Origin of the sequence: Actinomadura sp. NPDC047616, assembly GCF_040642915.1 — a bacterium.
GTDB classification, from domain to species: Bacteria; Actinomycetota; Actinomycetes; order Streptosporangiales; family Streptosporangiaceae; genus Spirillospora; species Spirillospora miaoliensis.
This window is the reverse complement of record NZ_JBEYTB010000016.1, coordinates 191,173-204,966: the sequence shown is the minus strand read 5'-3', so window position 1 is coordinate 204,966 and position 13,794 is coordinate 191,173. Positions and strand designations below refer to the sequence as shown.

At 72.3% G+C, this 13,794-nt stretch carries 13 protein-coding genes; 8 read left to right on the top strand and 5 right to left on the bottom strand.

Features of this window, described 5'->3' with window-relative positions; translation table 11 throughout:
- The first annotated feature begins 92 nt into the window (after positions 1-92).
- The 5 genes from ABZ801_RS32365 to ABZ801_RS32345 all read left to right on the top strand — a co-directional run bounded on the left by ABZ801_RS32365 (position 93) and on the right by ABZ801_RS32345 (position 4,704).
- Positions 93-1,070 (top strand): glucosyl-3-phosphoglycerate synthase, encoded by a 978-nt coding sequence (locus ABZ801_RS32365; RefSeq protein WP_344956616.1) that lies wholly within the window; start codon positions 93-95, stop codon positions 1,068-1,070.
- A gap of 239 nt (positions 1,071-1,309) precedes the next feature.
- On the top strand, positions 1,310-2,539 hold the full coding sequence (locus ABZ801_RS32360; protein WP_344956618.1) for an acyl-CoA dehydrogenase family protein: 1,230 nt from the start codon (positions 1,310-1,312) through the stop codon (positions 2,537-2,539).
- 474 nt (positions 2,540-3,013) lie between these two features.
- On the top strand, positions 3,014-3,502 hold the full coding sequence (locus tag ABZ801_RS32355; RefSeq protein ID WP_344956621.1) for a peptidoglycan-binding protein: 489 nt from the start codon (positions 3,014-3,016) through the stop codon (positions 3,500-3,502).
- A gap of 138 nt (positions 3,503-3,640) precedes the next feature.
- Positions 3,641-4,285, top strand: coding sequence for a TetR family transcriptional regulator (locus ABZ801_RS32350; protein ID WP_360705128.1), 645 nt, complete (start codon positions 3,641-3,643; stop codon positions 4,283-4,285).
- 17 nt (positions 4,286-4,302) lie between these two features.
- Positions 4,303-4,704: a phosphomannose isomerase type II C-terminal cupin domain gene (locus ABZ801_RS32345; RefSeq protein WP_344956624.1), complete on the top strand. Its 402-nt coding sequence runs from the start codon at positions 4,303-4,305 to the stop codon at positions 4,702-4,704.
- 97 nt (positions 4,705-4,801) lie between these two features.
- On the opposite strand, the gene ABZ801_RS32340 is transcribed toward ABZ801_RS32345, so the two are convergent.
- The 4 genes from ABZ801_RS32340 to ABZ801_RS32325 all read right to left on the bottom strand — a co-directional run bounded on the left by ABZ801_RS32340 (position 4,802) and on the right by ABZ801_RS32325 (position 8,413).
- Positions 4,802-5,425: a class F sortase gene (locus tag ABZ801_RS32340; protein WP_344956626.1), complete on the bottom strand. Its 624-nt coding sequence runs from the start codon at positions 5,423-5,425 to the stop codon at positions 4,802-4,804.
- Complete coding sequence (locus ABZ801_RS32335) at positions 5,412-6,308, bottom strand: hypothetical protein (RefSeq protein ID WP_360705125.1); 897 nt, start codon at positions 6,306-6,308, stop codon at positions 5,412-5,414. Before ABZ801_RS32335 ends, ABZ801_RS32340 begins: the two co-directional genes overlap by 14 nt.
- A 269-nt stretch (positions 6,309-6,577) precedes the next feature.
- Entirely contained in the window at positions 6,578-8,188 is a 1,611-nt protein-coding gene (gene mctP / locus ABZ801_RS32330; RefSeq protein ID WP_344956630.1) for a monocarboxylate uptake permease MctP, read from the bottom strand.
- 3 nt (positions 8,189-8,191) lie between these two features.
- Positions 8,192-8,413, bottom strand: coding sequence for a DUF3311 domain-containing protein (locus tag ABZ801_RS32325; RefSeq protein WP_360705121.1), 222 nt, complete (start codon positions 8,411-8,413; stop codon positions 8,192-8,194).
- A 579-nt stretch (positions 8,414-8,992) separates the two neighbouring features.
- Here ABZ801_RS32325 and ABZ801_RS32320 point away from each other — a divergent pair.
- The 3 genes from ABZ801_RS32320 (at position 8,993) to ABZ801_RS32310 (ending at position 12,739) form a co-directional block, all read left to right on the top strand.
- The gene (locus tag ABZ801_RS32320; RefSeq protein ID WP_360705118.1) at positions 8,993-11,164 is read left to right on the top strand and encodes an anthranilate synthase component I; all 2,172 of its coding nucleotides are present in this window, start codon (positions 8,993-8,995) and stop codon (positions 11,162-11,164) included.
- A gap of 334 nt (positions 11,165-11,498) precedes the next feature.
- Complete coding sequence (locus ABZ801_RS32315; RefSeq protein WP_344956636.1) at positions 11,499-11,648, top strand: GPGG-motif small membrane protein; 150 nt, start codon at positions 11,499-11,501, stop codon at positions 11,646-11,648.
- A gap of 116 nt (positions 11,649-11,764) precedes the next feature.
- Positions 11,765-12,739 (top strand): SDR family oxidoreductase, encoded by a 975-nt coding sequence (locus ABZ801_RS32310; protein WP_360705114.1) that lies wholly within the window; start codon positions 11,765-11,767, stop codon positions 12,737-12,739.
- On the opposite strand, the gene ABZ801_RS32305 is transcribed toward ABZ801_RS32310, so the two are convergent.
- Positions 12,730-13,707, bottom strand: coding sequence for a YafY family protein (locus ABZ801_RS32305; protein ID WP_344956638.1), 978 nt, complete (start codon positions 13,705-13,707; stop codon positions 12,730-12,732). The two genes, ABZ801_RS32310 and ABZ801_RS32305, sit on opposite strands and share 10 nt — an antisense overlap.
- Positions 13,708-13,794: the final 87 nt, after the last annotated feature.

Sequence of the window (13,794 nt, the reverse complement as noted above, 5' to 3'; positions counted from 1 at the left end):
CTGCAGGTCAGTGGACGCCTTCGCCGGGGTCCGCCCGGAGGGTGGGGGACCGCCCCCCGCGACACCGAGACGGCCTGCGGAAGGGAGAACGCGTGCTGCCTGAGGTCGCGTCGTGGCTGCGCCGCCGGACCAGCGTGTCGGCGCAGTGGCCGCTGGAGACCCTGCTCGCCGCCAAGGGCGGCACCCGGATCAGCGTCGTGCTGCCCGCGCGCGACGAGGAGGCGACGGTCGGCGCGATCGTCACCGCCATCCGGGAGGACCTGGTCGAACGGGCGCCGCTGGTGGACGAGATCGTGGTGATCGACTCCCGGTCGACCGACCGGACCGCCGACGTGGCGGCCGCCGCGGGCGCCGACGTGGTGGCCCAGGACTCGGTGCTGCCCGAGCACGGCCGCATGTCCGGCAAGGGCGAGGCGCTGTGGAAGTCGCTGGCCGTCACCTCCGGGGACGTGATCGTCTTCGTGGACGCCGACCTGCGCGGCTTCACCTCGTCCTACGTCACCGGGCTGCTCGGCCCGCTGCTCACCGATCCCGCCGTGGGCTACGTCAAGGGCTGCTACGACCGTCCGCTGCTCACCGGGGACCGCCCGGTCGAGGGCGGCGGCGGCCGGGTCACCGAGCTGGTCGCCCGGCCGCTGATCAATCTGCACTGGCCGCTGCTGGCCGGGGTGATGCAGCCGCTGGGCGGCGAGTACGCCGGGCGGCGGGCGCTGCTGGAGCGGCTGCCGTTCGTCACCGGCTACGGCGTGGAGCTCGGGCTGCTGCTGGACGTGTTCCAGCAGGCGGGCCTGGACGCGATCGCGCAGGTCGACCTGGGCCGGCGGGTGCACGCGCACCAGACCACCGAGGCGCTGGGCGCGATGTCCGGGCAGATCATGCTCACCGCGTGGTCGCGGCTGCAGCGGCACGGCCGGATGCTGCCGCTGGAGGCCCCCGCCACCGCGCTCACCCAGTTCCGGCGCGGCGCCGACGGCCACGACGTGCGGGTCAGCGACGTCGGCGTGGGGGAGCGCCCGCCCATGATCGAGATTCCCGAGTACGCCGAGGGGCGGCGCTCCCTGCTCTCCTGACCCGGGCGCCCGAGAAACCGGCGTCTTCGGAACCGGCGTCCGCCGCCGGCCGGGTGGCGGACGCCGGTTCCGTTGTGCTCTTGTCTTCTCCTGGCTCCGCGAGGACCCTTTCCCTCGCCGCTCACGGCGCCGCGATGGCGAGGGTCATCCGCCGGTGTGACTCCGGTCATGGTGTTACCGGTGGTAACCCAAAGGTGCTACCGTTGGTAACAGATGATATTGGAGAAAGGGTCAATAATATGACGAGCACCGAGGCCGCACCGTTCTCCCTGGAACCCGGCGAGGACGTCCGCGAGGTCCGGGACTGGGTGCACGAGTTCGCCCGGGACGTGGTGCGTCCGGCCGCCGAGGAGTGGGACGAGCGCGAGGAGACCCCCTGGCCGATCATCCAGGAGGCGTCCAAGGTCGGCCTGTACTCGCTGGACTTCTTCGCCACGCAGTGGCTGGAGCCGACCGGCCTGGGCATCCCGGTCGCGTTCGAGGAACTGTTCTGGGGCGACGCGGGCATCGCGCTGTCGATCGTGGGCACCGGCCTGGCGGCCGCGTCGATCGCCGCCGTCGGCACCCCCGACCAGGTCGGCGAGTGGGTGCCGCAGATGTTCGGCACGCCCGACGACGTGCGGCTGGGCGCGTTCTGCGCCTCCGAGCCCGACGCCGGCAGCGACGTGGGCGCCATCCGCACCCGCGCGGTCTACGACGAGGCCAAGGACGAGTGGGTGCTCAACGGCACCAAGACCTGGGCCACCAACGGCGGCATCGCCGACGTGCACGTGGTCGTCGCCTCGGTGTACCCGGAACTGGGCTCGCGTGGCCAGGCCAGCTTCATCGTCCCGCCGAACACCCCCGGGCTGCGGCAGGGCCAGAAGTTCCGCAAGCACGGCATCCGCGCCTCGCACACCGCCGAGGTGATCCTGGACGACGTGCGCGTCCCCGGCGGGCTCATCGTCGGCGGCAAGGAGCGCTTCGACGAGCGCATCGCCCGGGTCCGCGAGGGCAAGAGCACCAAGGGCCAGGCCGCGCTCAAGACGTTCGAGACCACCCGCCCGGCCGTGGGCGCGATGGCGCTGGGCGTGGCCCGCGCCGCCTACGACTACGCGCTGCAGTACGCGCGCGAGCGCGAGCAGTTCGGCAAGAAGATCGGCGAGTTCCAGGCCATCGCGTTCAAGCTGGCCGACATGAAGACCCGGATCGACGCCGCCCGGCTGCTGGTGTGGCGGGCCGCGTGGATGGCGCGCGCCGGCCACGACTTCACCAACGCCGAGGGGTCCATGGCCAAGCTGATGGCCAGCGAGACGGCCGTGCGCGTCACCGAGGAGGCCATCCAGATCCTCGGCGGCAACGGCTACACCCGCGAGTACCCGGTGGAGCGCATGCACCGCGACTCCAAGATCTTCACGATCTTCGAGGGCACCAGCGAGATCCAGCGCCTGGTCATCGGCCGCGCCGTCACCGGGCTGCCGATCCGATAGGGGCCGGCCGCCGCACGCGTGCCGGGCCGGGGCGAGCACGCCCGCGCCGCCTGGCCTTCCGTGAGGGCCAGGCGGCGCGGGCTCTCCCATGACGGGGGGACGGCCGCACGTGTCGGGCTGTGCGAGGACGAAGCGGTTCCGGAATCGTGGGTCTCTTTTGGCCTATATGTGCGCTGGTGCGGTGCTCCGGCGAGTCGGGCGGCGCCCTTGCCGAGAACGCGGCCGCTCGGGGTTGAAAACTCACGAAACTGACGTCCGTGGTTCGGTATGGCCTGCTTCGGACGAAGCCGGTCATGCCTGGTTAAGACAGTCGTCAAAATGCGTCATGAAAGTGGACATCCCCTGTCGCCCCGTGGTGCGTTGGAAGTGCGGCCTCATTTCCGGAGAGGTCACGCAAAACGGACGCAGTGATCACCTGCGGGTGTGGCGCGGCCCGCCTCGGGCGCGCCACCACCTCGACCTGAGGAGGAACGCATGACGGCACCGTCATTCCAGCCGCCGCCGCTGAGCTTCCCGCCGCCCACCCAGACGGCCACCGTCAGGCCGTGGCAGCAGCAGATGAGGGATCGCGGCTGGCACATCACCGTCGACGGCATCTACGGACCGGAGAGCAAACGCCTGTGCGCCAACTTCCAGATGGAACACGGCCTGGAGGAGGACGGCATCGTCGGCCCCATCACCTGGAAGGCCGCCTGGGAGGCCCGGAGCACCGAGCCGCCGCAGGCGCCCGGCCGCACCCTGGAGAAGGGCGACATGAACAACAAGGACGTCCGGAAGTGGCAGCGGCAGGTGAACAACCGCGGCTGGCCGCAACTCGAGGTCGACGGCGACTTCGGCCCGCAGACCGAGACGATCTGCAAAGAGCTGCAGAAGTTCAAGAGCCTGCCGCAGACCGGCAAGATCGACCGCCGGACCTGGGACGAGGCCTGGCTGGAGAAGGCGCCCGTGGCGGCGGCCATGTGAGCGCACACCCGAAGACCGGGCCGGCGTCGGTGCAGAGGCGCCGGCCCCGTCGTGCGCGGGAGACCGGTGGCGGGAGGAGTTCGGCGGTGCACCGATGCAGGCACGGGACGTGCGACCCGGTAGCGTACCGTTCTCGACATGGTGACGCGGGAGACGACGGGGCGGGGGACGCGGCGCGACCCCGATCGTCGGCGTGCCCTGCTCGAAGCGGCCGACCGGGTCATCCAGCGGGAGGGTCCCGAGGCGTCCATGGCCGCGATCGCGGCCGAGGCGGGGATCAGCAAGCCCATCCTGTACCGGCACTTCGGCGACAAGAGCGGGCTGTACCGGGCGCTGGCCGAACGGCACACGCTCAAGCTGATCGAGGGCATCCGGGAGGAGTTCTCCCGGTCCGACTCGGTGCGCGCCCGCACCCGTTCCACCATCGACACCTACCTGGCGGTCATCTCCAAGAACCTGGCCCTCTACCGGTTCCTCATGCACCGCGCCAGCGCCGAGGACCCGTCCACGCACAGCGCGATGAGCACGATGATCCGCGAGGTGAGCCGGGAGCTGGCCGAGGTCATGATCGCCGAGGGGCGGCTGCGGGACCGCACCCGCGCCTACGTGTGGGGGCACGCGGTCGTCGGCATGGTGCAGACCGCGGGGGACTGGTGGCTGGACCACGCCGACGAGGTGCCGCGCGAGGTGGTGGTCGACGGCCTGGTGGACCTGATCCTCGGCGGGCTGCCCGCCGCCGCCGGATACGACCTTGCCCAGGAGGGTTCGCACGACGATGGCTGACAAGGCTGAGGTGAGCGTTGACTGAAGGGACAGTGTCCGAGGCGCCCGCGACCGTCGAGACCGGGCCGCGGGACGAGCCGCCGGTCGAGGTGGACCGGCGGCCCTGGGGAAGCTTCGAGCGCTTCACCCACAACGAGGCGTCCACGGTGAAGGTGATCCACGTGGCGCCGGGGCAGCGGCTCAGCCTGCAGCGGCACCGGCACCGCGACGAGCTGTGGGTCGCGCTCGACCCGGGCGCGGTGTTCGAGGTGGACGGGCGGCGCCTGCTGCCGGAGGTGGGCGAGCGCGTGTTCATCCGGGCGGGGCAGACGCACCGGCTCGGTTCGTCCGGCCCGGCGGTGCGCGTGCTGGAGATCGCGTTCGGGCACTTCGACGAGGACGACATCGAACGCCTCGAGGACGCCTACGGCCGCACCTGACCGCGCCGCCGCCCTCCCCGGGCGCCCGGCTCTGGCGGGACGGCCGCAACCGGTCGTTCACCGGGGAGGCGGGCGGACGTCGAACGGCTGGGCGGCGTCAGCGCTTCTTCACCATGTGCGCGTAGACGATGATGTTGTCGCGGTAGGACCGCTCCTTGCGGTCGTAGGCGCCGCCGCAGGTCACCAGGCGCAGCCCGGCGTACCGCACGTTGCCGTACACGCGTTTGCCGGGGAACCGCGTCTTCGGCACCTGCTCCTTGGCGTCCACGCGGAACGTCAGCGTTCGCCCGTCCCGCCGCGTCACCCGTACGAGCGAGCCGGGCTTCAGCTCGTGCAGCCGGTAGAACACGGCGGGACCGCGCTTGTCGTCGTAGTGGCCCAGCAGCACGGCCGCCCCCCGGCTGCCGGGGGACGGGCCGTGCCGGTACCAGCCGGCGCGGTCGGAGTGCTCGAACGGCGGCACCTCCACCATGCCGTTGGCCTTCTGGCCGACCGGCGTCACCCGGGCGCGCACCCCGATGGCGGGGATCTCGACGCGGACCGGCGGCGACGACGGCGCCGCCGATCCGTCGGGGATCTTCCAGAGCACGCGCGGGCCGCCGTAGTCGCGGTAGGGCGCGGACGCGGAGACGTTGCTCCGTACCCCGTTCCCGACCGCCAGCGCGCCTACGACCGCCAGCACGGCCGCGACGGCGTAACCGCCGCGGTCACGCCCGCCCACGGGCCCGGGAACGCATCAGCGCCGTCCCGCCGATCCCGGCAGCCGCGACCAGCAGCACCACCCCGGTGGGCAGCCACGGAGCGTCGGAGCCCTGGGTGCCGCCGCCGCCGGTCTCGGCCCAGCCGCGCGGCTGGCGGCCCTGCTCGCCACCGGGGCCCGGGCCGGGGCCGGGGCCACCGCCCGGACCGCCGCCGGGACCGCCGCCGGGACCGCCGCCGGGGCCGCCGCCCGGCCCCCCGCCCGGACCGCCGCCGGGGCCGCCGCCCGGGCCGCCGCCTCCGGGGTTGATCCACAGCTTCTCCTGGCCGAACTTGCCGCCGCCCTCGTGCTTGCCGCCCCAGCCGTCGTCGCGTCCGAAGCCGTCATCGCGTCCGAAGCCGCCGTCACGACCGAAGCCGTCGTCGCGTCCGAAGCCGCCGTCACGACCGAAACCGCCGTCACGACCGAAACCGTCGCGTCCGTAGCCGTCGTCCGGCCCTGGCCCATGGCCGAGCCCGCCGTCCGGCCCGGGGCCGTCGTCCTTCTCGTCCTGCTTGAGGCCCTGCTTGCGGACCTCGAACCGGCCGGCGTGGGACTTCTTGGACGTCGCGCACTTGGCCTCGAGCGTGTGCCGGCCCGGATCCGCCTCGATCACCAGGGCCTTGATCTCGAACCAGCCGTCCCGCACCGCGCCCGCGCCCCGTGCCGCGCCGGTCACCTGGACGAGGTTGTCGACGTCACCGCAGTTGCCGGCCACGGTGACCCGCTGGCCGGGACGGGCGACGGCCGGCTCGATCGCCAGGCCGTCGGCGTGGGCGGCCGGAGCGGCCGAGATGGTCGGGACGGTTCCGCACAGCATGGCGCCCATCGCCAGAGTCGTGCGGACGGCGTTTGTCGCGCGCACCCTTCCCTCCAAAGGTCCGTGGATTCGAATACGGAGGGTGCTTCCCTGGAGACGCTCCGCCACTTTCCGTATGGGGGAGGTATGAACGGATCTTTGTCGGCTCTAGCCGATCCGCCAGGCGGGAACGTCCACCGGGGAGATCCGGCTGGTGCGTCCGTCCGCGCGTCCCGCCGCCCGGCGGCGGCCGGGCCCCGGACGCGCGAACGGCCCGGCCGCCACGCGGCGGCCGGGCCGTCGGATCCAGGGTGCCCGTCGGGCGGGGCCGGGGATCAGGTGCTGGCGCTCAGGTCCAGCTCCTTGACCTTGGGGTCGCCCTCGTCGGCGGTGTAGTCGGCCTCGCGCGTGATGTCGGTGCCGTCGGCCAGCTTGGCGGCGCGGCACACCAGCGTGCCCGCCACGGCCACCACCAGGTTGACCGCCAGGGCCACCACGCCCACGTAGATCGTCATCTTGGTGTCCAGGCCGAAGTCGCTCAGCTTGAAGGCCGAGCCACCGAAGTGCTCCTTGCCCTTGGCCGGGTTGGGGATCTGGTACAGCATCCACAGCCCGGTGGCCAGGCCCGCCGCCCAGCCGGCGACCAGGCCGCCGCGGTGGAACCAGCGGGTGAACAGGCCGAGGCCCACCGCGGGCAGCGTCTGCAGGATGATCACACCGCCGATCAGCTGCAGGTCGATGGAGAACTCGGGGTCCAGCAGCAGGATGCAGGCCACCGCGCCGACCTTGACGATCAGCGAGACCAGCTTGCTGACCGTGGCCTCCTGCTTGTCGGTGGCGTCCGGCCGGATGTACTCCTTGTAGATGTTGCGGGTGAACAGGTTGGCCGCGGCGATCGACATGATCGCGGCGGGCACCAGCGCGCCGATGCCCACGGCGGCGAAGGCGATCCCGGTGAACCAGCTGGGGAACATGTGGTCGAACAGCACCGGCACCACGGTGTTGGTGTCGGCCTTGCCGTCGGTGGTGATCGGCTTGACCCCGGCGGCGATGGCCATGAAGCCCAGCAGCGCGATCAGGCCGAGCACGAAGCTGTAGGCGGGCAGCGCCGACATGTTCCGCTTGATGGTGTCGCGGTTACGGGCGGCCAGGATGCCGGTGATGCTGTGCGGGTACAGGAACAGCGCCAGCGCCGAGCCCAGTGCCAGCATGGCGTAGTTGAGCTGGTTGGTGCCGTCCAGCAGGATCCCGTCGCTGGGCGCCGGGGTCTTGGCGAACTTGGCCTGCGCCGAGTCGAAGATGTCGCCCCAGCCGCCGAGCTTGGCCGGGATGTACAGCACCGCGACGATGATCACCAGGTAGATCAGCACGTCCTTGACGAACGCGATCAGCGCGGGCGCGCGCAGGCCGGACTGGTAGGTGTAGGCGGCCAGGATGCCGAACGCGATGATGATCGGCAGGTGGCCGTTGATCCCCATCGCCTTGAGCACCGCCTCGATGCCCACCAGCTGCAGGGCGATGTACGGCATGGTCGCCACGATCCCGGTGACCGCGATGGCCAGCGCCAGGGTGGGCGAGCCGAACCGGGCCCGGACGAAGTCGGCCGGGGTGACGAAGCCGTGCACGTGCGACACCGACCACAGCCGGATCAGCACCAGGAACACCAGCGGGTAGACCACCACGGTGTACGGGACGGCGTAGAAACCGGCGGCGCCCGCCCCGAACACCAGCGCGGGCACCGCGACGAAGGTGTAGGCGGTGTAGAGGTCGCCGCCGACCAGGAACCAGGTGATCCAGCCGCCGAAGTTGCGGCCGCCGAGGCCCCACTCGTCCAGGCTGTCCATGGTCTGCGGTCGCCGCCACCGCGCCGCGACGAAACCCATCCCGCTGACCAGCAGGAACAACGCGGCGAAGATGATCAGCTCGGTGAGGTGATCGGTCGACATCGTTCAGTCCCTCCGGCGCGTCATGCGGTAGACGGCCGTGGTGCAGGCCACGCCGAGCAGGATGAAGGCCATCTGCACCCAGTAGAAGGCGGGAAAGCCGAACAGGCGGGGCTCGTCACGGTTGAACAGGAACGTCAGCAGCGGCACCACGACCGCGGGAAGCAGCAGCCAGTTCCACGGGCTGCGGTCGGTTCCGCGCTCAGGCGGAGGGGTCTGTGCGGACAAGGGAGCCTCCTCGTCACAGGGGCGTCACCGGAGTCGTCTCGCATGATGAGACGGCCCGGCGTCAGGGGCGGTGCCGGAGCCTACCCCGGCGTCGGTCACAGGCTGATCTCGGCGACGGCACGAGTGTATGGAGCGATCCAGGAGCGAAATCCCATGTCAGGGGGCGGGTGCGCGCCTCGGTGCGGCCACGGCGCCGGTCACGGCCGCGAATGTCGGGCCCGGCCGGGGAATCCGGGGCGGGAGTCCAGGTCAGGCGGGTGGTGAGACCGTGCGGCCGGCCGCCGTGCGCGGTGCGCGCCGCGCGTGGCGATCACCCCGTGCCGCGCGTGGCGATCACCGCGGCGCGCCGGGACGGTTGGCCGGGCGCGAGACGGCCCGGTAAGCTCGCCATTATGCGATCCGGCCACGGTCACCCGTTCACCGCCACCACGGCGGTGAGTGCGTGCCCGAGCCGCCGCTGGTGGTGGCGCCGCTGAGGCGGCGCCGGTTCGTTGACGTTGACTTCCAGGCGACCGCCCTCATCCGGCGGTCGTTTCGTCGTCTCGCGGATGAGGGCCCGACACGCGAAGGGCCACCCGGGTGGACACCGTCTCACAGCAAGCGCAGACCAGTCGGTTCGTGACGGCCGGGGGTGTACGGGTGACCCGTACGGCCACGCCGGTCGAGGCCGAACGCAAGTCCGAGGTGCTCAACACCCTCGTCGAGGCGGTGGGTGAGCGGCGCGGCGGCGTGCTCAGCTCCGGCATGGAGTATCCCGGCCGCTACAGCCGCTGGCACATGGCCTACATCGACCCGTGCGTGGAGATCGTCGCCCGTGGCCGCGAGGTCGAGGCGCGCGCGCTCAACGACCGCGGGCGCGTGCTGCTCCCGGCGCTGGCGGCCGCGCTGCGCGGCACCGGCACCGTGACCGCCGACGAGAGGGACCGGCGGTTCGCGGTGTTCGTCCCGCCCACCGAGGAGTTCTTCACCGAGGAGGAGCGCAGCCGCCAGCCGACGGTGTTCACCGCGCTGCGCGCCGTCGTCGACCTGCTGCGCTGCGACGACCCGCACCTGGGGCTGTGGGGCGCGTTCGGCTACGACCTGTCGCTGCAGTTCGAGCCGCTGCGCCTGCGCCATCGGCGGCCCGCCGACCAGCGCGACCTCGTCCTGCACCTGGCCGACGAGATGATCGTCGTGGACCGCAAGCGGGAGACCCAGCACCGGCTGGCCTACGACTTCGAGGTCGACGGCCGCGGCACCGCCGGGCTGCCGCGCCTGACCCCGCCGACCCCTGTCCCGGACGCTCCCGCCGAACTGCCGCCCCAGCCCGTTCCCGGCGTGTACGCGCGGATGGTGCGGGAGGCCAAGGAGAAGTTCGTCCGCGGCGACCTGTTCGAGGTGACGCCCGGGCACGCCATGTTCGGCCGCTGCCACTCGCCCGCCGCGTTCTTCGAACGGCTGCGCGAGACCAACCCGGCGCCCTACGAGTTCATGTTCAACCTGGGCGAGGGCGAATACCTGGTGGGGGCGTCCCCGGAGATGTTCGTGCGGGTGACCGGCGACCGCGTGGAGACCTGCCCGATCGCCGGGACGATCCGCCGCGGCCAGGACCCGCTGGAGGACGCCGAGCAGATCCGCACCATCCTGGCGTCGGCCAAGGACGAGTCCGAGCTGACCATGTGCACCGACGTCGACCGCAACGACAAGTCGCGCGTCTGCGTGCCCGGCAGCGTCCGGGTGCTGGGCCGGCGGCAGATCGAGCTGTACTCGCGGCTGATCCACACCGTCGACCACATCGAGGGACGGCTGCGGCCCGGGTTCGACGCCTTCGACGCCTTCCTCACGCACATGTGGGCCGTCACGGTCACCGGGGCGCCCAAGACGTGGGCGATGCAGTTCATCGAGGACCACGAGGACTCGCCGCGCCGCTGGTACGGCGGCGCGGTCGGGTTCGTCGGCTTCGACGGGTCGATGAACACCGGCCTGACGCTGCGCACCGCGCAGATCCGCGACGGCGTCGCCACGGTGCGGGCCGGCGCGACCCTGCTGTACGACTCCGTCCCGGAGGAGGAGGAACGCGAGACGCACCTGAAGGCGAGCGCGCTGCTGCAGGCGCTGGCCGCCTCCCAGGACCCGCAGGCCGCCGCGGCCGCCGCCGAGCCCGCGCCGGAGCGGGCCGGGGAGGGGCTGAAGGTGCTGCTGGTCGACCACGAGGACTCGTTCGTCAACACCCTGGCCGACTACTTCCGCCAGCAGGGCGCCGAGGTGGTCACGCTGCGGCACGGCTTCCCGTCGCGCCTGCTGGACGAGCACGCCCCCGACCTGGTGGTGCTGTCGCCCGGCCCCGGCCGTCCCGAGGACTTCGCCACCGCCGCGCTGCTGGACGCCCTGGACGAGCGCGGACTGCCGGTGTTCGGTGTGTGCCTGGGCCTGCAGGCGATGGTCGAGCACCAGGGCGGCGAGCTGTCGCTGCTGCCCGAGCCCGCGCACGGCAAGCCCGGAACGGTCAAGGTGGCCGGGGGCGAGCTGCTGGAGGGACTGCCGGACGAGTTCACCGCGGCCCGCTACCACTCCCTGCACAGCACGCCCGAACGGGTGAAGGGATTCCAGGTGACGGCGCTGACCGGCGACGTGGTCATGGCGATCGAGGATCCGGAGCGGCGGCGCTGGGCGGTGCAGTTCCACCCCGAGTCGATCCTCACCGCGCAGGGGCGGGCCGGTCACCGCATCGTCGCCAACGTGCTGCGCCTGTGCCGCCGCGCCCCGCGCTGAGCCGCGCTGCGCACTGAGCCGGGCGGCGCCCCGAGCCGGGCGGGACGCCGGGACGGCCCGGGGAAGTTCTTTCGGATGGCCCCGGAGGGCTAATCGGTCCGATGGAAATAGTCCCCTGGGGCCTGTCCGAACCGCGTTCTGAGACGGGATACTGGCGGAGCGGCACACGCGTGTCGAGTTTCCCTGGCATGGGTGCCGCTGCGTTATCCCCGGCCGGAGGGGGTTCGCCCCCTCCGTCCAGAACGCACCTGCGGTTTATGCCTATTACCTGGGCAAATGTCCGACACGTCGGTTTCGCGTGTTTGGTCCGTCCTGCCCGGGGGACCCCGCGTGCATGGTCACATTGCTCTGGCTCATCGCGGTGATCCTGGTGATCGCCGGAATCTATGTCCTCATCGCCCGGCGCGACCTGATCTTCGGTATCGCGCTCATCATCGTGGGCCTGCTCGTCGGCCCCGGCGGCGTCAGCATCTTCAACGTCTAGCGCCGCCGAGCCACGACCCCTCGAACCGTAACCCCTCCACCCGTGTGATCGGCCCCGCCGAGATCCGGCCGAATGTCTGACATCACCTGTCAGGTTTCGCCGCCAGCATCGGGTCCATGAACAAGGAACCGAACCTGGCACCGGACACGGCACCGGACACGGACGCCGACGCGCGGGCGGGAGCACTGTCGGGCAAGGTCGCGCTGGTGGCCGGGGGCACCCGCGGCGCCGGGCGAGGCGTCGCCGTCGAGCTCGGCGCCGCGGGAGCCACCGTCTACGTCACCGGCCGCACCACCCGTGAACGGCGGTCCGAGATGGACCGCCCCGAGACCATCGAGGAGACCGCGGAGCTCGTCACCGCCGCGGGCGGCGAGGGCGTCGCGGTCGCCGTCGACCACCTGGAACCCGACCGGGTCGCCGCGCTGGTCCGGCGCATCGACGCCGACCACGGCCGCCTGGACATCCTGGTCAACGACGTCTGGGGCGCCGACCACCTCATCCAGTGGAACACCCCGGTGTGGCAGCTGGACCTCGGCAGGGGGCTGCGCACGCTCCGCCTCGGCGTCGAGACCCACGTCGTCACCGCCCGCCACGCCCTGCCGCTGCTGATCCGCCGGCCCGGCGGGCTGGTGATCGAGATGACCGACGGCACCCTGGAGTCCAACGCCTCCTACCGCCGCGAGACCGGCTTCTTCTACGACCTGGCCAAGTGGTCGGTGATCCGGATGGGCCTGGCCTGGTCCGAGGAGATCAAGGAGCACGGCTGCACGGCGGTGGCGCTGACCCCGGGGTGGCTGCGGTCGGAGGCGATGCTGGAGCACTTCGGCGTCACCGAGGACACCTGGCAGGACGGCGCGAAGGTCGACCCGCACTTCGCGATCTCCGAGTCCCCGGCCTATGTGGGACGCGCCGTCGTCGCGCTGGCCACCGACCCCGACCGGGCCCGCTGGAACGGGCGGTCGCTGTCCAGCGGCGGCCTGGCCCAGGTGTACGGGTTCACCGACGTGGACGGCAGCCGCCCGGACGCCTGGCGGTACCTTCGCGAGGTCCAGTGGGCGGGCCGGCCCGCCGACGTCACCGGCTACCGGTAGAGCGCGGCCAGCCGGGCCGCGTTGTGGGCCATGCGTTCGCGCAGCTCCGGCGGATCCAGCACCTCCACCTCCGGGCCCAGGCGCATCAGCTCGCTCTCGGCGACCTCCGGGGACTCGACGGGCAGCGTGGTGGTCACCCACCCCTGCCCGTCGGGCTCCCCGGCCCGCTCGGCGGCCCGGCGCGCCGCGTACGGCTCGACGGTGTACCGCAGCCGCCGCATGCCCGCCGGGCTCAGCCGCACCCTGACCTCCTCGCCCAGCATCGAGCGCAGGAACTCCTCGGCCTGCCCGGCCCAGTGGCCGGCCAGGTCGAAGTCCCCGTCGCGCGGGAACGTCTCACCGAGCGCCCGCACCGCCACGATCCGGTCGACGCGGTACGTCCGGTACGGCCCCGGGCCCGGCCCGTCCGCGACCCGCGCGACCAGGTACCACACGCCGTTCTTCAGGACCAGGCCGTACGGGTGCAGCGTCCGGGTGACCTCGCGGCCGCGGCGGTAGCGCAGCTCGACGGCCTCGTCCCGCCACACGGCCTGCGCCAGGTCGCGAAGCAGCGGCGGCGGCTCGGCGTCGCCGAACCAGCCGGGGGCGTCCAGGTGGAAGCGCTGGCCCGCGCGCAGCGGCGCGTCGCGCAGCGTGGCCGGCAGCGCGGCCAGCACCTTCAGCTCGGCGGCGGCGACCGCGTCGGCCAGGCCCATGTCACCGGCCGGGCCGGGCAGCCCGGCCAGGAACAGCGCCTCGGCCTCCTCCCGGCTCAGCCCGGTCAGCCGCGTCCGGTACCCGCCGACCAGCCGGTAACCGCCGTTCCTGCCCTGCTCGGCGTACACCGGCACCCCGGCCGCCGACAGCGCCTCCATGTCGCGGTAGACGGTGCGCTCCGACACCTCCAGCTCGCGGGCCAGCTCGGCGGCCGTCATCGTCTCCCGCGCCTGCAGCAGCAGCACCAGTGAGATCAGCCGGGACGCGCGCATGCCTCCATCCTGCCGCAGCCGTTTCTGACATGATCGTGTCAGATACCTGGAAATCCGCTGTCGCGGCTGGTGACGGCCCTGTTAGCG

Excerpts from the sequence above, each read along its gene's own strand:
- ABZ801_RS32360 (WP_344956618.1), top strand. The coding sequence starts at position 1,310 with ATGACGAGCACCGAGGCCGCACCGTTCTCCCTGGAACCCGGCGAGGAC.
- ABZ801_RS32355 (WP_344956621.1), top strand. The coding sequence starts at position 3,014 with ATGACGGCACCGTCATTCCAGCCGCCGCCGCTGAGCTTCCCGCCGCCC.
- ABZ801_RS32350 (WP_360705128.1), top strand. The coding sequence starts at position 3,641 with ATGGTGACGCGGGAGACGACGGGGCGGGGGACGCGGCGCGACCCCGAT.
- mctP (WP_344956630.1), bottom strand. The coding sequence starts at position 8,188 with ATGTCGACCGATCACCTCACCGAGCTGATCATCTTCGCCGCGTTGTTC.
- ABZ801_RS32315 (WP_344956636.1), top strand. The coding sequence starts at position 11,499 with ATGGTCACATTGCTCTGGCTCATCGCGGTGATCCTGGTGATCGCCGGA.
- ABZ801_RS32310 (WP_360705114.1), top strand. The coding sequence starts at position 11,765 with ATGAACAAGGAACCGAACCTGGCACCGGACACGGCACCGGACACGGAC.
- ABZ801_RS32305 (WP_344956638.1), bottom strand. The coding sequence starts at position 13,707 with ATGCGCGCGTCCCGGCTGATCTCACTGGTGCTGCTGCTGCAGGCGCGG.